The sequence below is a fragment of the Paenibacillus eucommiae genome, assembly GCF_017874215.1.
Lineage (GTDB): Bacteria > Bacillota > Bacilli > Paenibacillales > NBRC-103111 > Paenibacillus_AI > Paenibacillus_AI eucommiae.
In genome coordinates, this window is sequence record NZ_JAGGLB010000049.1 from 1 (window position 1) to 16,826 (window position 16,826).

The window sequence follows — 16,826 nt, forward strand, 5'->3', positions numbered from 1 at the left end:
GAACAAATCCGCTCGACTTGCATGTATTAGGCACGCCGCCAGCGTTCGTCCTGAGCCAGGATCAAACTCTCCAATAAAGTTGCGCATGCTGCCGAGGCAACACACGACTTTTTATTCTCAAGCTTAATAGCTCAAAATTCGAAACTGACGAGATTTACATCTCATTTTAAAACTTATTGTGATCACTTGTGCGCTTCATTTCCGTTAGGGATTTGAGGCCTCATCAGGCGATCTCTTCTTCACTCGTTGTTCAGTTTTCAAAGAGCAATGTTTCATTTTCTTGCTTGAAGCCCGTTTAGAGGCGACTTCTTTAATATACCATACTGTCCTAGTTAATTGCAAGCTTTTTTTTCAAAAACTTTTTTAATTCTTATTTGCTTCCAATAATCCGAGACACCTGCAAAAAGCGGGCGAGATATAAAGTAACATATTTTCGCTAGAGAAGTCAAGCATCTCGGTTCATTTTTTACAAAGTTTTTTAAAACACTATATTTTACAACGTTTACTGACCTTAATGTGATATTCGATTTCGGGCATATTTTGAAATTTCTTTAGGTGAAGCCAAGCGTGCATACATCCGAAATATCACTTTATATCTAGATTCGATAGCTAATTTGATTTCTTGGTCGATGCGTTTATCGCTTAAATCGAAAAGCATTTCGTCCAGTTCTTTGCGAAGCACGTAATCTAACTCCCTGCACTCTCGTTCATTAAACAAAAATCCAAGCATGGATGCTTCAAAACCCCTCTCAACAATTCATAACATATCGCCGCCATCTTCCGCTTTAATGGTATGCTCAAATTTTTCCATTTTTATTACATGAAAAACAATTAAATTTTATCCCCCGAGCAGCCAATAACTTATTGTGCTTTCAACAACAGCAGCCACCAATAACATACAAGCGATAAAAAGAATTAGGGGCCTGGTAAGCTTCAGAATTCGAATGAATTCGGCCCGTGCAGTGGTACCAACTTTTCGCACAATTAAATGGAGCAGCATTTTTCCTACAAGTGATCCCAGTTTAATTCCATAGGCACAAGCAATCATTACAGCTGAAAGCTCAAAGATGCCATGAGGCAATATGCCTTTAAGAATCAGCATAAATGTGGAACCCTCATTATTCAGTGAAAGCACATAGCCAAGAATCATGCCGTTGCTAACTAATAAAAACAAAGGAAGTATTCCAAAAAACAAGCCTAAAAAAATAAACATAATAGAGATTGAAAAATTGTTCGCAAAAATGATAATAAAAAGCCAGAGCTGAGGATTCTCTTTACTGTTAACAAAATCGCTGATCGGCTTCATCTTCTCTACGCCACCGCTTAAAAATGCTGAAAACTGCCCCGAGTCCTGCCATCCCAAAAAAATACCGGTCGCAAAAACAATAGCAACAGCAATAAAATAGTGCTTCATTTCACGGAAATGATTAAAAAGCAGTCTGAATTTCATCTCAAGTTCCTCCAAATTTACAAGCATAAGTGATGGGTGTACGAGCATACATTTGAATTAACCATTTGAATTTTATACTTCCCAATATTTTAAACAAGCCTTACTCAGTAAGGCAACGAGGAGGCTTTTCAGAATGAATTATTTTGTCGTGTTGAATGGAAAAAAGCTGAAGCAAACCGTTTTCATTATTGCTGCCGTACTATTTGCAGCAGCTATCATCTACTCGGAGAGAGGCAATGTTTCCGTCTTTTCCAGCAATGAGCCCGCAGCGATATATAGTGTGAAGACAGAAAAGAAGGTGATCGCCCTTACATTCGATATTAGCTGGGGGGATAAACGGACAGAACCCATCCTTAAAGTTCTGGAAGATAAAGGGGTAAAAAATGCAACCTTCTTTCTCTCATCCCCCTGGAGCAAAACTCATCCTGAAATCGTAGAACGTATCAAAAAAGATGGATTTGAAATAGGCAGCCACGGGCACAAGCATAGCAATTATAGCAGTCTAAGCGATGAGGAAATCCGCAAGCAGATCACTACAGCACATGGAATACTCAGTGATATGATTGGCAAAGAACCTAATCTCATACGTATGCCTAATGGCGATTTTGACAAAAGAGTGCTTAACATCGCTAATGAACTCGGCTATTCAGTTATTCAATGGGATACCGATTCACTTGATTGGATGAATAAAGGGGTCGATAATATTATAGATCGTGTAGTCACCAAGGCTCATCCAGGTGATATAGTATTGCTACATGCAAGCGATTCCTGCAAACAGACTCATGAGGCACTGCCAGTTATTATTGATCAATTGAGGGCTAAAGGTTACGAATTCGTGACAGTTAGCGAGTTAATGAAGCAAACACAAGTGGAGCATAAAGAAATTCAAGATCAGTCTGTGCAAATAAACTGAATGACGAAAGGAGCTAAATGAAAAATTTAGCTCCTTTTTTTGTCTGACATTTTGTGCAGATTAAGAATTTGATAAGCATTGCAGATCATTAAAGGAACAAGCATAAAAACTGTCGATGCAGCACTGTCTTGTTTAAAAGCTGGAACGGCTTCGAGGATCGTAACCACAACCATAAAAAATAACGCAGGAATAAATGCGGTTGGGTTCGTTAATTTCACTTTCCAGTAAGAAACAGCTACTGAGGCAAGTAAAATCAGAATTGGTGTAATGCTGTAAGCCCATAAGGAACCTTCAAAATTACTAAATCTGAGATACACCAAATCAACAAGAGCAACAATAACCAGTGCTAGCTGAATAATATCCCATATAAATTTCTTACGTATAATTCCAATAGCAATAAATCTCACAATCAGGAATGAAAAAAAGCCCATTTGACTCAATACACTTATGGTTGCTCCCCCAAGTATCATATTGATCACATTAAAACCAACACCGGAAATACCTGGAACCGGAAATTCACTATCGGAAAATTGCAGGATAAGTCCAGTTATTGTGGATGCAATAATTCCAATCAGCAGAGTAGACCAAAACAAATGAAACCATTTACGTAATGTCAAGCTGCATACCTCCATGATTCTGCTTTCTATTAGTTAATTGTACCAACCTTCTCATTAAAAAGCCAATTGTCAATGTTCATAAACACTCCCTTATTACGCATACTAGACGAACAAAGTAAAGAAGGGAGCGTAAAACAAAAATGATAAGAAAATGGCACAGCCTTATTCCTCTCGTACTCATGACCTTGCTTGTTACTTCATGCGGATCGGGCTCCTCCTCTGGATCTCAAGGCCCCGGATATAAAGAAACGAAAACGATGGTTATGGATATCCTGAAATCTGAGGATGGCAAAAAAGCTATTAAAACAGCCCAGGAAAGTGGAGGAGGTTCAGGAGCAGGCGGCAGCTCACAAATCAAGCTCTTGTCTGCAGAAGACTCCTCCCATCTTCAAATGGCGGTAAAGGATGTACTCGTTGCTCAAGAAAATAATAAATTTTTACAGGATTTAATGAAAGATCCTAAATTTGCAGGAGATTTTGCTAAAGCTATCCAAAAAGAAACAAAGCAGATGCAAAAAGATTTGCTCAAAGACCCTGAATATCAGAAACAGCTCCTAGATACGATGAAAAATCCGGAATATGAAAAACTGCTTATGGACACGATGAAGCAAGCTCAATACCGCCAGCAAATGATGACGGTTATCCAAGAATCCATGCAAAGCCCATTATTTCGCGCAGATCTTGTAGAACTGCTTAAAACAGCACTCAAGCAGCAAACAGAATCAGGCGGCAAAAGTGGCGGCAGTGGACAAGGCTCTGGCAGTGGTCAGGAGAAATCAAGTAACTCGGAAGGACAGAACATGTAATAAAAGGCCTGCGCTAATTATCGCAAGACCTCTTTTATATAAATATTGATCGGTTTACAGCTTCTCAAGCTTACTAATAACCTTATCAGCCATTTCCATGTATAGTTGGCCAGTGGCTGATTGTTCTTTATAGACCGAAGGAGAGTAATCCGCCTCTGATACATGGTTATCCGGGGCGCCTAACGGAATTTGTGCCAGCAGCTCACTATTTAACTCATCAGCAAGCTTGGCTCCGCCACCTTTTCCGAAAACATATTCTTTTTCCCCGCATGATTTGCATTCGAAATATGACATATTTTCCACAACACCCAAAATTTCATGCTCCGTATGAACGGCCATAGCGCCCGCCCTTGCTGCCACAAATGCAGCTGTAGCGTGAGGCGTAGTCACGATAATCTCTTTACTATGCGGGAGCATTTGATGAACGTCAAGAGCAATATCCCCTGTTCCTGGTGGCAGATCAAGAAGCATATAATCCAGCTCGCCCCACTCCACTTCATTGAAAAAATTACGAAGCATTTTGCCCAGCATAGGTCCCCGCCAAATAACAGGAGCATTATCCTGAACAAAGAAGCCCATAGAAATTACCTTCACTCCAAATTTCTCGATGGGGATGATTCTATTGTCTATAAGCTGGGGCATTTCTTCGATACCCATCATATCAGGGACACTAAAGCCATAAATATCGGCATCAACAATACCTACCTTTTTACCGCTTCGGGCTAAGGCAACGGCCAGATTAACGGTTACTGTTGATTTGCCGACTCCACCTTTTCCACTTGCAACTGCTATGAAATTTACATTCTCTGTCTCAAGTAGAGGCTCCCTTAAAGACGAAGGCTGCGAAGGCGCGGATGGCTGTGATGGTTGAGCCGGAGCTTCCTGCTGGCCATCCCCTTCTTGCATAGTCTGCTGAATTTGGTTACGTTCATGATCAGTGATCATCCGGAAACGAATATGTACCTGCTTCACGTCTTGACCTTGCAGTATTTCCAACACCGCTTGGCGCATTTCTTCTTTGTAGCTGTCACCTTCTTCTGTTGTTACAAATGTTAAAGAAACACTATCTTCTTTAATCATAATATCTCTTATCAAATTAAGCTTGGTTACGCTTTGTTTGAAATGTGGATCTTTCAGCTGTTGTACGAATGTCAGTATTTGTTCTTTGGTTATCATTACCGCACCTCAGTCATCAACATATTTACATGCGGTTATATTATATCACAAATTCAGTTTGTGCCTAATTTTTCTCCTGCGTAATAACGAAGTATTCCTTGATATATGGAAGCAGCGACTTTTTTCTGATAAGCTTCGCTTGTCAGCAAACGCCCCTCGTCTGGATTAGAGAGAAATCCTACTTCTACTAAGGCGCTCGGCATTTTCAACACCTTAAGCAAATAGATGGGCCTATCAGCTGGTTTTGCTATACGATCCGTATTTTCTAAATTTCTTACAAGCTCACTTTGTATTAAACCGGCAAGGTTAGCATTGTCCATATGATTGCTGGAATAAAACGTTTGTGCCCCTCTCCATCGGTTCGAAGGGATACTATTCAAATGAACACTGATAAACAAATTAGATTTCATTGCCGATACAAAGTCTGCACGCTTCATAAGATCCTCTGTTTTTCTCCGGCTGTAGCCTTTAGTGTCTTTGCTTGCGAGATCCTTGTCCTCTTCCCTAGTCATTATGACAATAGCTCCAGATTGTTGAAGGTAATCGCGCAAATGAAGAGTAATGGCCAAATTAATATCCTTTTCAATAACACCCTCACTATTTTTGGCTCCCCCATCAGGACCTCCATGGCCGGCATCAAGCGCTATCGTCTTTCCAGACAAGGGCAGAGTCCATTCAGACCAGGTCCTCGTCGCTGGCAGCTCATAAGTATATATAAAGACCAACAAAGCCATCAGCAAGACTGACAAGGCCAGCTTAAGCCCGCTGTTCGGGGTCAGCCAAACAACAAAACGTTTTCTTCTTTTCCACATAAAAAATCCACCTCTGCTCCTTATAGACTCTGTATCATCTATATGGGACAGGGTGGACGATTATACCATGAACCTGTCCTTAGACAGATTCTCTTGCATGTAATTTGTTAAACCTGATACTCAGGCTCTTTCATACCTTCAATAAGCACCTCAGCCACTTCAGGACGTGTAAACTGCGGAGGCGGACATTCACCGTTTCTCAACAGCTGACGAACCTTGGTGCCTGACAAATGAAGATGAACTGATTTATCATGCGGACAAGTTTTACTTGATGCCATATTTCCACATTTCGTACAGAAAAAGCTGTGCTCAAAAAACAGTGGAGTAATTCCAATTTCCTCAGCAGTAAAATTACTGAAAATCTCTTGCGCCTCGTAAGTGCCATAATAGTCCCCTACGCCCGCGTGATCGCGTCCAACGATAAAATGGGTGCAACCATAGTTTTTACGAACTGTAGCGTGGAATATGGCCTCTCTGGGGCCTGCGTAACGCATAGCAGCCGGGAATACGCCTAAAAACACACGATCCTTAGGATAGTAGTTTTCCAAAAGCACTAAATAGCTCTTCATACGCACATCAGCAGAAATATCATCAGACTTGGTCTCCCCAACAAGCGGGTTCAGAAATAGTGCATCCACAATCTCAAGTGCTGACTTTTGAATATATTCATGTGCACGATGAACAGGATTACGTGTTTGAAAACCAACAACAGATTTCCATCCGTTCTCAACGAATAGGCGCCGCGTATCCGCTGGATCGAAATAAAATTCTTCAAACTTCTTCGGTTTAGGACGATTAATAAGCTCAATAGGGCCGCCCAAATAAGTCGAGGAACGGGATAAAAGCTTCTGCACACCAGGATGCTCCGAATCATCGGTTTTGAACACTTTTACCGCTTCATTCTGTAGATCTACCGTGAAGATGCTGGTGACATCCATGATCGCATAAGTAATACCATCTTCTTCACCGGTAAGTGCAATCTGTTCCCCTTCCTTAATCGTTGCCGCCAGGGCGGGCTCAATAGCCAATGTGACGGGAATGCTCCATACAGTACCATCAGACAGCCTCATTGTATCCACAACGGAATGGTAATCCTGTTCAATCATAAATCCAGTTAGCGGAGAAAATGCCCCCACAGCAATTAAATCGAGATCAGATATTGTCCAAGCGCTTACTGGGATTTGTTTTAAACCAGCCGCTTTCTGCTCTGCAGCAGCCTTATCAGCTTCGGGTACTAATCTGTTGATTAAAGTTCCTCCATGAGGACGAATTGTTTCTTTCACTTTTTTAACCCTCCTACTTCCATTAGCCAGCTTATATTATTTATGAAGTCCGCATTCTGTTTTATCTGAATTTGCCCATCTTCCCGCCCGAGGATCTTCTCCATCAGCAACTTGGCGCGTACAATGTGTGCAGCCTATGCTTGGGTAATTACGGTCATGCAGAGGGTTGTAAATGACATCATTCTCACGAATGTAATTCCATACGTCCTCTGAGGTCCAGCTTGCCAAAGGATTAAACTTAATCAGACCAAACTTAGCATCATATTCAACCTTCTTAGAATTGGCTCTGGTCGGAGCTTGATCGCGGCGAATTCCTGTTATCCAAGCATCGTAGTTTTTAAGTATATCTGTAAGTGGATCCACTTTGCGAATATTGCAGCATTGGTTCGCATTGCTTTTCCATAATTCATCTCCAAACTGCTCAGCTTGCTCATCAAGAGTTAGCTTTGGAAGCACTCTTACAAACTTCTTTCCATAATGCTGCTCTAGACGATCTCTGGTTTCATAAGTTTCATCAAAATGAACATTTGTGTCCAGATAAAAAATATCCACATTGGAATCAATTTTTTGCAGCATATCCACAAGCACAACATCCTCAGCACCAAAACTGCAAGCTAACGTAAGGCTAGAGAACTTCTCCACAGCCAAACGGATCACAGCTTCTGCTGATTGATGCTCATATTCCTCACTGCTCTTTGTAACGAATGCTTCTTTCTCAAACAAATTCATCTGTATATGCCTCCCTCTTATAATTCCGACTAAACTTATGCGAATTTACTTTTAATCTAATTATAAATGTATTTCAGCCATTGTCAATAACTTCTTTTCATTTTGGTTTTTTGTTTGGCTTTTATGCGTTCCTATATCCTATTCATAAGAGTAAATTTGGATAAAAAAAAGACCCTTTTCGGCAATTTGCCAAAAAGAATCTTTTTTGAACCGTATATTAACGTTTCGAGAATTGCGGTGCACGACGTGCTGCTTTCAAGCCGTACTTTTTACGCTCTTTCATACGTGGATCACGTGTTAGGAATCCAGCTTTCTTCAAAGATCCACGATATTCAGGATCTACTTTAAGAAGTGCACGGGAAATTCCGTGACGGATAGCTCCTGCTTGTCCACTGATTCCGCCTCCATGAGCGATAACCAAAACGTCATATCTGCCTACAGTTTCAGTTAAATTCAGGGGTTGCTTAACGATAAGCTTTAATGTCTCAAGACCAAAATATTCGTCCAGCTCACGTTTGTTGATAATGATACGTCCTTCACCCGGTATAAGGCGTACACGCGCTACCGAATGTTTACGACGACCAGTTCCATAGTATTGAACTTGTGCCACAAAACAGTCCTCCCTTTATATTATCCGCGAAGTTCCCAAAGTTCAGGTAGTTGTGCTTGATGTGGATGCTCAGAACCAGCATACACCTTCAATTTTGTTTTCATGCTGTCGCCAAGACGGTTCTTAGGAAGCATACCGTGAATAGCGAGTTCAATCATTTTCTCAGGCTTGTTGTTCAACATATCCTGAGCAACAGTTACTTTTAGTCCACTTTGGTACATAGAGTGGCGGTAGTATTTTTTGTTTTGCAGCTTTTTACCGGTCAAATGAATTTGTGATGCATTGATTACAATCACAAAATCTCCTGTATCCACATGCGGAGTAAACTCCGGCTTGTGTTTACCACGGATAATGCTTGCCGCTTCACTGGCCATACGACCTAAAGTTTTACCGGCAGCATCAATAATGTACCATTTGCGCTCTACTTCGTTTGGCTTAGCCATATATGTGGTACGCATGCTTAATCCTCCTAAAATATATCTCGATCCGTCATCCTATGTTCTTGATCTTACGTGATGTTGTTGTTTCTGTGATCACGGGGCTGTGGGATAGCCGATCAAGAAACGCCAATTAATATCATACATGATACTGGAGAAAGAATCAAGTAGTTCTTTTTGCAAACTAATACTCCACGTTCCAAAGCGTTAAACCGTTTGCTTCAGCAGTAGGACCTGCCTGGCTGCGGTCACAAGCTTCGAGAATACGTCTCATATCACTGCTATCTCTTTTGCCTTCACCGATTTGGAATAGGGTGCCTACTATAATTCTCACCATATTGTACAGAAATCCGCTCCCTGTAATCATCACTCTTAAGCTTCCCGCCTTGGTGTCATCCGACATAGCATCAGGCTCCACTTCGATTCTGGCCTCATAGATGGTCCTGACCCGAATTTCTTTATCGGTTCTAACCGTACAGAAGGATGTGAAATCATGCTCGCCTATCAAACATTCAAGAGCTTCCCTCATAGCCTCAATATGCAATGGAGTATAGTGATGAAATTCAAATTTTCGTTGAAATACATTGGGGAATCGCGCAACACGAACGGCATAGCAGTACGTCTTACGCTTTGCAGATTTACGGGAGTGAAAAGTAAGAGGCGCTTCTTCCGCAGATAAAGCCACAATATCTTTAGGCAATCTAGTGTTTAGAGCCAAACACCAGCGTTCGACTGGAATCACCGAGTTGGTTATGAAGTTAATAACCTGCCTTCTTGCATGTACGCCTGCATCCGTTCTTCCAGAAGATATCACCTTTACAGATTCACCTGTAAGCTTGAAAATCGTGTCCTCAAGCTTGTCCTGAATGGTGTTCCCTCCAGGCTGTGTCTGAAAGCCAGAATAGGCTGTACCATCATAGCTAATAATAAATTTTAAGTTTTTCACACTTGTTCCTCCGCTTAGCAGCGAAGTCCAGGATACTATAGGCTGCAAAGCCAGCCCACAGTATCCTAACTAAGACTGCAAAAAAAGGGCTTCAGCAGAATCGCAGATTCCGTCCACCCTTTCCCACTGTCTTATGCGCGATCTACTAGCTCTAAATACACCATAGGTGCAGCGTCTCCACGGCGCGGTCCAAGCTTAAGGATACGAGTATATCCGCCTGGACGCTCGGAATAGCGAGGAGCCAGCTCAGAGAAGAGCTTTTGTATAGCGTCTTGATCAGCATTTGCAGCTTCTCTACGAACAAAAGCAGCCACCTGACGGCGTGCATGAAGATCTCCGCGTTTAGCTAATGTAATCAGCTTTTCCGCAATAGAACGAAGCTCTTTTGCTTTAGCTTCAGTTGTTTGAATGCGCTCATGTATGAACAGATCCGTTACCAAATCACGAAATAAAGCTTTACGTGAACTGGAATCCCGGTTCAGTTTCTTGTAGTTCATGGTTTAACCTCCTTATTCCTCGTTACGTAAACCCAGACCAAGCTCTTCGAGCTTCTCTTGAACTTCTTCAAGTGATTTACGGCCTAAGTTCCGTACCTTCATCATATCTTCTTCGGTCTTCGTTATTAGCTCTTGAACGGTATTAATACCGGCACGCTTTAGGCAGTTATAAGAACGAACAGATAGATCCAGTTCCTCGATAGTCATCTCTAGAACTTTCTCTTTCTTATCTTCCTCTTTTTCAACCATAATTTCGGCATCCTTCGCTTCGTCAGTTAGGCCAACGAAAAGGAACAGATGCTCAGTCAAAATTTTGGCGCCTAAGCTAACGGCTTCTTCAGGTCGAATACTGCCATCAGTCCACACTTCGAGGGTAAGCTTGTCATAGTTAGTTACTTGGCCGACGCGAGTATTTTCTACTGTGTAATTAACGCGGGTAATAGGTGTGTAGATCGAGTCAACCGGAATTACGCCAATAGGCTGCTCATCCCGTTTGTTCTTATCTGACTGCATATAGCCGCGGCCTCTGTTAGCATGAATTCTCATATGAAGACGAGAATCAGAAGAGAGCGTCGCTATATGCAAATCTGGATTAAGAATTTCGACATCACTATCGCCGCGGATATCACCAGCAACGATATTGCCTTCGCCTTCAGCGTCAATTTCAAGTATTTTTTCCTCATCGGAGTGAATTCTCAGCGACAATCCTTTGAGATTGAGGATTATTTCTGTTACATCCTCAAGCACGCCGGGTATCGTTGAGAACTCATGCAAAACTCCGTCGATGTGAACAGAGGTCACTGCAGCACCCGGTAAAGATGACAGTAAAATACGACGTAAAGAGTTACCTAATGTTGTCCCATAGCCACGTTCCAGCGGCTCTACGACAAACCTGCCGTATGAGCCATCTTCACTTAAAGCTACAGTTTCTATTTTTGGCTTTTCGATTTCGATCATGAAATGCACCCTCCATTCAAAACGTCGTTTCCTCTGGATACTTTAGCAAAAATAGGGTAGTATGCCTATCCTTCAACACCATTATTCACGATTTTGGGATATTTATACTACAGAGAACCCTGAATTATACGCGACGACGTTTCGGAGGACGGCAACCATTATGCGGGATCGGTGTCACGTCTTTAATTAAGTTTACTTCCAAGCCAGCTGCTTGCAAGGAACGAATGGCTGCTTCACGTCCGGCACCAGGGCCTTTAACCATAACTTCTACAGCCTTCATGCCGTGCTCCATAGCTGCTTTAGCTGCTGATTCAGCTGCCATTTGTGCTGCGTATGGAGTGCTTTTACGGGATCCCTTGAAACCAAGGTTTCCTGCACTTGCCCAAGAAATCGCATTACCATGCGGATCCGTGATAGTCACGATGGTATTGTTGAATGTGGAGCGAATATGTGCCACTCCGGAATCAATATTTTTACGGTCACGACGTTTCGTACGGACTACTTTTTTAGGTTTTGCCATTAGCTCTAACCCCCTTTATTATTTCTTCTTATTAGCCACTGTACGACGAGGACCTTTACGTGTACGGGCATTTGTTTTGGTACGTTGACCACGAACAGGTAATCCACGACGGTGGCGAATACCACGGTAAGAACCGATTTCAATCAGACGCTTGATATTCAGGGAGATCTCACGACGAAGATCGCCTTCTACTTTGATCGTCTTGTCGATAACTTCGCGAATTTTGCTTACTTCATCCTCAGTCAGATCACGAATACGTGTTTCAGGGCTAATCCCTGTGCTGCTGACGATTTTTTGGGAAGTCGTATTACCGATACCAAAAATGTAAGTTAAAGCAATCACTACGCGCTTGTCACGAGGTAAGTCTACTCCAGCTATACGAGCCATTTACCAGCTGCACCTCCTTCTATCCTTGTTTTTGTTTATGCTTTGGATTTTCACAAATTACCATAACATTGCCTTTACGGCGAATAACTTTACACTTTTCACACATGGGCTTGACCGAGGGTCTTACCTTCATTTCGATTCCCTCCTAAGAGTAGATTCATGCCATTTATTTAAATCGGTAGGTTATACGGCCTCTTGTTAAATCGTAAGGCGATAATTCTACGGTAACCTTATCTCCAGGTAATATTCGGATAAAATGCATTCTGATTTTACCGGAAACATGGGCAAGGATTTTATGACCATTCTCCAATTCAACCTTGAACATTGCATTAGGAAGAGGTTCAATCACTGTACCTTCTACTTCAATCACATCTTCTTTGGCCACAGTCATTCTCCTTTCTCATGTGCTTCAGCTTTTAAATTTTCCACGAACTTAGCAATTGCAAATCGCAATTTACCATTAGTTACACGACCCGTATCCATTAAGCTTCCTACAACCTCACTGCTAATTGTCGTCTGCAATTGAAGATGTAGCAGATTCTTCTTTTTGGGGGAGTCAAACCTTCGCTTGTCTCCATCAGCGATCAAGACAAAGCGAGAATCCAGAAGAGCGATGATAACGGCATATTTGCCGGGATCACTCCCGCGAAGCACCTTGACAATCTGCCCGAGTTCAGGGGTTTGATTTATAAACACGCATTATCACCTACGCTTTGAGTTTCGTCAGGATCTCAAAACCATCCGCCGTAATCGCCACTGTATGTTCAAAATGAGCGCATAACGAACCATCCACTGTCACTACAGTCCAATCATCATCCAAAGTCTTCACAAATCTATCGCCAACTATAACCATAGGCTCTATCGCCAAAACCATGCCTTGTCTTAATCGAGGCCCTTTATCCGGCAGCCCATAGTTAGGAATTTGCGGCTCTTCATGAAGCTTGCTTCCGATTCCATGCCCGACATATTCTCGAACGACAGAAAATCCGGCATCTTCAATACAGTTTTGAATCGCATGTGAAAGCGAGAATAACCTAACATCCGGTTTTGCTACTGCAATTCCTTGCTCTAGAGACTTCTCTGTTACCTCCAAAAGCTTTTTAGCGGTTTCCGAGACCGCACCCACCGGGTACGTCCATGCGGAATCCCCATGATAGCCTTTGTACTGAGCTCCAATATCAATGCTGATAATGTCACCCTCTGCCAGTCTTCTAGGACCAGGGATGCCGTGTACTAACTGTTCGTTGACTGAAGCACAAATGCTGCCTGGAAAACCGTTGTAGCCTTTAAAAGATGGAGTCGCTCCCTGGCTGCGAATGTAATCCTCTGCGATCTGATCAAGATCCTTCGTTGTAACATTCGGACGAATCGCCCCTGCTAGCAAGCGGTGGGTCTCAGCTACGATACGACCTGCTTCTCGCATAAGGTCCAGTTCAATCTCGGACTTACAAATGATCATTCCGCCAATCCTCTGAGCAATGAGCTTATTTGCTGTGTTACCGCATGAATATCTTGTTCCCCGTTAACCTCACGTAAGATTTCTCTTTTGTTGTAATAATCCAGCAGCGGAGCTGTCTTATTCGTATACTCATCTAGGCGGGTGCCGACTTTTTCTTCCGTATCATCGCTTCTTTGATACAACTCTCCGGAGCATTTATCACAAATGTCTGATTGCTTCGGTGGATTAAAGATCACATGATAGGTAGCGCCGCAAGACTTGCAAATTCTACGTCCGGTAAGTCTTGCAAGGAGAAAACTGCGATCCACTTTCAAATTAATAACATGCTCAATCTTTTTGTTCAGGGATTGTACGATTTCACCCAGCGCATCAGCCTGCGCTATTGTTCTTGGAAAACCATCAAGCAAAAAGCCCTTTTCACAATCCTGCTGAGCCAGACGCTCTCTTACAATACCGTTGGTGATCTCATCAGGCACGAGTAGACCTTTATCTACATAGCCTTTAGCTTCTATGCCCAGAGGTGTTCCTTGACTCATAGCCAAGCGAAACGCGTCTCCAGTAGAAATATGGGGAATTTGAAATTCACTGACGATTTTCTCCGCCTGCGTACCTTTGCCTGCACCAGGAGGACCCATAAAAATAACGTTCACCTTGACTCCCTCCCATCGCACTTGGCATTACGAACAGCACAATAGGTGCCGATGCCGCAACAATTTGCCCCATCAGAACCTATCTGCTATTTATTGATAAATCCTTTGTAATGGCGTTTAATCAGATGGCTTTCGATCTGTTTCATGGTCTCAAGTCCAACCCCTACAACGATTAGTATCGAGGTACCGCCAATCTGTACGGAACTGGGCAGCCCGGCTAAACGACCGAACAGCATCGGCAGTATGGAGATAGCTGCCAAGAATAGAGCTCCAGATAACGTGATTCTCGTCATGACACGAGTCAGATAAACCGATGTGGTTTTACCAGGACGAATTCCTGGAATGTAGCCACCGTTCTTTTTCATCTGATCTGCCATTTGTACCGGATTGATTTGAACGAACGTGTAGAAATAAGTGAACCCGATAATGAGCAGAATGTAGAGTACCATACCCAATGGCGCCGTATAGCTTAGGTTGTTAATAATCCAGTCGGCTACTACATTACCTCTCCAGTAACTTGCAATAGTTGGTGGAAATACCAGTAGTGATAATGCAAAGATTACTGGAATAACACCTGCTGCATTTACCTTGAGTGGAATGTGTGTTGTTTGACCGCCATACATCTTGCGTCCAACGACACGCTTCGCGTATTGTACCGGAATTTTCCGAACACCCTGCTGAACGAAGATAACCCCTGCCACGATAGCAATTACGACTAACAGGATAAGGATAACCTTCACGATATTTAAGAATAGCGCTCCACTTGCATCAGCAAACAATGTTTTGTAAATTTGCTGAATACCTGTTGGAAACGCGGCAACGATACCTGCAAAAATGATAATGGAAATACCGTTTCCTATCCCAAACTCGGTGATTTGTTCTCCTAACCACATCAGAAACGCAGTTCCAGCCGTCAATACAATAGCGATCATCACATAAGTTGTGAAGCTAGGATCGATAACAAGACCGTTGTAGGCATTGTTAAAACCAATAGCAAGACCAAAGGCTTGAATGATACCTAATCCTATCGTACCGTAACGAGTAATTTGCGCCAGCTTCTTTTTACCAACATCGCCTTCTTTAGCCCATTGTGCAAAACGTGGAATCACGTCCATGGACAATAGCTGAACAATAATCGAAGCGGTAATGTAGGGCATAATCCCCATCGCGAAGATGGAGAATTTAAAGAGCGCCCCACCAGAGAAAGTGTTAAGTAAACCAAAGACATCAGCTTGATTCGTTTGGTCTTGCAGCTTCAGAACGTCTGTATTGATGTTAGGTACCGGGATAAAAGCACCTATTCTGTAGACGATTAATACAAGAAGGGTGAATACTATTCTTTTGCGCAAATCCTCTACCTTAAAGATGTTGGATATGGTATTAAACATTAAATCACCTCGGTTTGACCGCCGGCAGCTTGGATTTTCTCTACCGCAGATTGAGAGAACTTGTTCGCCTTAACGGTTAATTTTACTGTGATTTCACCGTTACCTAGAATTTTAATACCATCTTTAGGAGACTTTACTATACCGGAATTCAAAAGAATTTCCGGAGTCACTTCGGTACCATCAGCGAAACTGCTAAGATCTTCTAAGTTGACGATCGCGAACTCTTTGCGGAAAGGATTGTTAAATCCGCGTTTCGGTAAACGACGGTATAACGGGTTTTGTCCGCCTTCAAATCCTGGACGAACACCGCCACCTGAACGTGCATTTTGACCTTTGTGTCCGCGAGTGGATGTTTTACCCATTCCGCTACCTACACCACGGCCAACACGCTTACTAGCGTGACGAGAACCGGTTGCGGAGCTAAGCTCATGTAACTTCATCGTTGCACACCTCCTCTAGATCTTAATGTAACTCATTTATGCTTCTATTTCTTTAACTTCAACAAGGTGACTTACTTGCTTAACCATCCCTCTGATAGCGGCGTTATCCTGATGAATCACAGTTTGCTGCAGCTTGCGCAGACCTAAAGTTTTCACAGTAACGCGTTGTGTTTCCGGACGACCGATCAGGCTGCGTTTGAGGGTAATTTGTAATTGTTTTGCCATGTTTACCCCTCCTAACCTAATAGCTCTTCAACGGTTTTACCGCGAAGCTTCGCAACGTCTTCCGCTCTTTTCAGACGGCTTAAGCCTTCAAGAGTTGCATTCACCATATTCATGGAGTTGGAAGAACCCAAAGATTTTGTCAAAATATCGCCTACACCAGCAAGCTCAAGAACCGCACGAACCGGTCCTCCAGCAATAACTCCAGTACCTTGCGAAGCCGGTTTAAGTAAAACACGGCCAGCACCGAAACGGCCTGTAACCAAGTGAGGAATCGAAGTTCCAACGATCGGAATATGAATTAGATTTTTCTTCGCATCTTCAATGCCTTTGCGAATTGCATCCGGAACCTCGGATGCTTTCCCAATCCCTGCACCAACCCAGCCGTTACCGTCTCCTACGACAACAAGTGCGCTGAAGCTGAAACGACGTCCGCCTTTTACTACTTTAGCTACGCGATTAATATTTACAACTTTTTCTGTAAGCTCTAAAGTATTAGGATCTACACGCAAGTCGTTTACCTCCTT

Annotated in this window: 24 protein-coding genes, 1 rRNA gene and 1 pseudogene; 2 read left to right on the top strand and 24 right to left on the bottom strand. The window is 42.7% G+C overall.

Annotated elements, in window-relative coordinates; translation table 11 throughout:
* The 3 genes from J2Z66_RS38670 to J2Z66_RS38680 form a co-directional block, all read right to left on the bottom strand.
* A 16S ribosomal RNA gene (locus tag J2Z66_RS38670) occupies positions 1-77 on the bottom strand; the annotation flags it as partial.
* Between the two features lie 434 nt (positions 78-511).
* A complete protein-coding gene (locus J2Z66_RS38675; RefSeq protein WP_209978770.1) occupies positions 512-730 on the bottom strand; it encodes a regulator of G-protein signaling domain-containing protein in 219 nt (72 codons plus the stop codon).
* 108 nt (positions 731-838) lie between these two features.
* Positions 839-1,450 (bottom strand): stage II sporulation protein M, encoded by a 612-nt coding sequence (locus J2Z66_RS38680; protein WP_209978791.1) that lies wholly within the window; start codon positions 1,448-1,450, stop codon positions 839-841.
* 88 nt (positions 1,451-1,538) lie between these two features.
* On the opposite strand from J2Z66_RS38680, the pseudogene pdaB reads away from it, so the two are divergent.
* A pseudogene (gene pdaB / locus J2Z66_RS38685) lies at positions 1,539-2,363 on the top strand (polysaccharide deacetylase family sporulation protein PdaB); the annotation flags it as partial.
* A 26-nt stretch (positions 2,364-2,389) separates the two neighbouring features.
* Here the strand turns inward: pdaB and J2Z66_RS38690 are convergent.
* Positions 2,390-2,980, bottom strand: coding sequence for a KinB-signaling pathway activation protein (locus tag J2Z66_RS38690; RefSeq protein WP_209978795.1), 591 nt, complete (start codon positions 2,978-2,980; stop codon positions 2,390-2,392).
* Between the two features lie 140 nt (positions 2,981-3,120).
* Here J2Z66_RS38690 and gerD point away from each other — a divergent pair, with 140 nt between their 5' ends.
* Complete coding sequence (gerD, locus tag J2Z66_RS38695; protein ID WP_209978797.1) at positions 3,121-3,786, top strand: spore germination lipoprotein GerD; 666 nt, start codon at positions 3,121-3,123, stop codon at positions 3,784-3,786.
* 54 nt (positions 3,787-3,840) lie between these two features.
* Here the strand turns inward: gerD and salA are convergent, their stop codons facing one another.
* The 20 genes from salA to rpsE form a co-directional block, all read right to left on the bottom strand.
* A complete protein-coding gene (gene salA, locus J2Z66_RS38700; protein ID WP_209978799.1) occupies positions 3,841-4,962 on the bottom strand; it encodes an iron-sulfur carrier protein/transcriptional regulator SalA in 1,122 nt (373 codons plus the stop codon).
* Between the two features lie 53 nt (positions 4,963-5,015).
* Entirely contained in the window at positions 5,016-5,774 is a 759-nt protein-coding gene (cwlD, locus tag J2Z66_RS38705; RefSeq protein ID WP_209978801.1) for an N-acetylmuramoyl-L-alanine amidase CwlD, read from the bottom strand.
* Positions 5,775-5,881: 107 nt separating this feature from the next.
* Positions 5,882-7,057 carry a sulfate adenylyltransferase gene (gene sat / locus J2Z66_RS38710; protein WP_209978803.1) on the bottom strand — a complete coding sequence of 392 codons (1,176 nt, stop codon included), beginning with the start codon at positions 7,055-7,057 and terminating at the stop codon, positions 5,882-5,884.
* 36 nt (positions 7,058-7,093) lie between these two features.
* Positions 7,094-7,786 carry a phosphoadenylyl-sulfate reductase gene (locus J2Z66_RS38715; protein WP_209978804.1) on the bottom strand — a complete coding sequence of 231 codons (693 nt, stop codon included), beginning with the start codon at positions 7,784-7,786 and terminating at the stop codon, positions 7,094-7,096.
* A 217-nt stretch (positions 7,787-8,003) separates the two neighbouring features.
* On the bottom strand, positions 8,004-8,396 hold the full coding sequence (rpsI, locus tag J2Z66_RS38720) for a 30S ribosomal protein S9 (protein ID WP_209978807.1): 393 nt from the start codon (positions 8,394-8,396) through the stop codon (positions 8,004-8,006).
* 20 nt (positions 8,397-8,416) lie between these two features.
* Entirely contained in the window at positions 8,417-8,854 is a 438-nt protein-coding gene (gene rplM / locus J2Z66_RS38725) for a 50S ribosomal protein L13 (protein WP_209978809.1), read from the bottom strand.
* A 163-nt stretch (positions 8,855-9,017) separates the two neighbouring features.
* Positions 9,018-9,779, bottom strand: coding sequence for a tRNA pseudouridine(38-40) synthase TruA (truA, locus tag J2Z66_RS38730; protein ID WP_209978811.1), 762 nt, complete (start codon positions 9,777-9,779; stop codon positions 9,018-9,020).
* A 131-nt stretch (positions 9,780-9,910) separates the two neighbouring features.
* The gene (gene rplQ / locus J2Z66_RS38735) at positions 9,911-10,276 is read right to left on the bottom strand and encodes a 50S ribosomal protein L17 (protein ID WP_209978813.1); all 366 of its coding nucleotides are present in this window, start codon (positions 10,274-10,276) and stop codon (positions 9,911-9,913) included.
* 12 nt (positions 10,277-10,288) lie between these two features.
* Entirely contained in the window at positions 10,289-11,233 is a 945-nt protein-coding gene (locus J2Z66_RS38740; protein WP_209978814.1) for a DNA-directed RNA polymerase subunit alpha, read from the bottom strand.
* A 124-nt stretch (positions 11,234-11,357) separates the two neighbouring features.
* The gene (gene rpsK, locus J2Z66_RS38745; protein WP_209978816.1) at positions 11,358-11,753 is read right to left on the bottom strand and encodes a 30S ribosomal protein S11; all 396 of its coding nucleotides are present in this window, start codon (positions 11,751-11,753) and stop codon (positions 11,358-11,360) included.
* 18 nt (positions 11,754-11,771) lie between these two features.
* A complete protein-coding gene (gene rpsM / locus J2Z66_RS38750) occupies positions 11,772-12,140 on the bottom strand; it encodes a 30S ribosomal protein S13 (RefSeq protein ID WP_209978818.1) in 369 nt (122 codons plus the stop codon).
* A 19-nt stretch (positions 12,141-12,159) separates the two neighbouring features.
* A complete protein-coding gene (gene rpmJ, locus J2Z66_RS38755; RefSeq protein WP_037291536.1) occupies positions 12,160-12,273 on the bottom strand; it encodes a 50S ribosomal protein L36 in 114 nt (37 codons plus the stop codon).
* Between the two features lie 33 nt (positions 12,274-12,306).
* A complete protein-coding gene (gene infA, locus J2Z66_RS38760) occupies positions 12,307-12,525 on the bottom strand; it encodes a translation initiation factor IF-1 (protein WP_009676800.1) in 219 nt (72 codons plus the stop codon).
* 2 nt (positions 12,526-12,527) lie between these two features.
* Complete coding sequence (locus tag J2Z66_RS38765) at positions 12,528-12,830, bottom strand: KOW domain-containing RNA-binding protein (protein WP_209978928.1); 303 nt, start codon at positions 12,828-12,830, stop codon at positions 12,528-12,530.
* 16 nt (positions 12,831-12,846) lie between these two features.
* Positions 12,847-13,599, bottom strand: coding sequence for a type I methionyl aminopeptidase (map, locus tag J2Z66_RS38770; protein WP_209978820.1), 753 nt, complete (start codon positions 13,597-13,599; stop codon positions 12,847-12,849).
* Positions 13,596-14,249 carry an adenylate kinase gene (locus J2Z66_RS38775; RefSeq protein WP_209978822.1) on the bottom strand — a complete coding sequence of 218 codons (654 nt, stop codon included), beginning with the start codon at positions 14,247-14,249 and terminating at the stop codon, positions 13,596-13,598. Before J2Z66_RS38775 ends, map begins: the two co-directional genes overlap by 4 nt.
* 86 nt (positions 14,250-14,335) lie before the next feature.
* Entirely contained in the window at positions 14,336-15,637 is a 1,302-nt protein-coding gene (secY, locus tag J2Z66_RS38780; RefSeq protein WP_209978824.1) for a preprotein translocase subunit SecY, read from the bottom strand.
* Entirely contained in the window at positions 15,637-16,077 is a 441-nt protein-coding gene (gene rplO / locus J2Z66_RS38785; RefSeq protein ID WP_209978825.1) for a 50S ribosomal protein L15, read from the bottom strand. Before rplO ends, secY begins: the two co-directional genes overlap by 1 nt.
* A 36-nt stretch (positions 16,078-16,113) precedes the next feature.
* A complete protein-coding gene (gene rpmD / locus J2Z66_RS38790) occupies positions 16,114-16,302 on the bottom strand; it encodes a 50S ribosomal protein L30 (RefSeq protein WP_209978827.1) in 189 nt (62 codons plus the stop codon).
* An 11-nt stretch (positions 16,303-16,313) separates the two neighbouring features.
* Positions 16,314-16,811 carry a 30S ribosomal protein S5 gene (rpsE, locus tag J2Z66_RS38795; protein WP_209978829.1) on the bottom strand — a complete coding sequence of 166 codons (498 nt, stop codon included), beginning with the start codon at positions 16,809-16,811 and terminating at the stop codon, positions 16,314-16,316.
* Between the last annotated feature and the right edge of the window lie 15 nt (positions 16,812-16,826).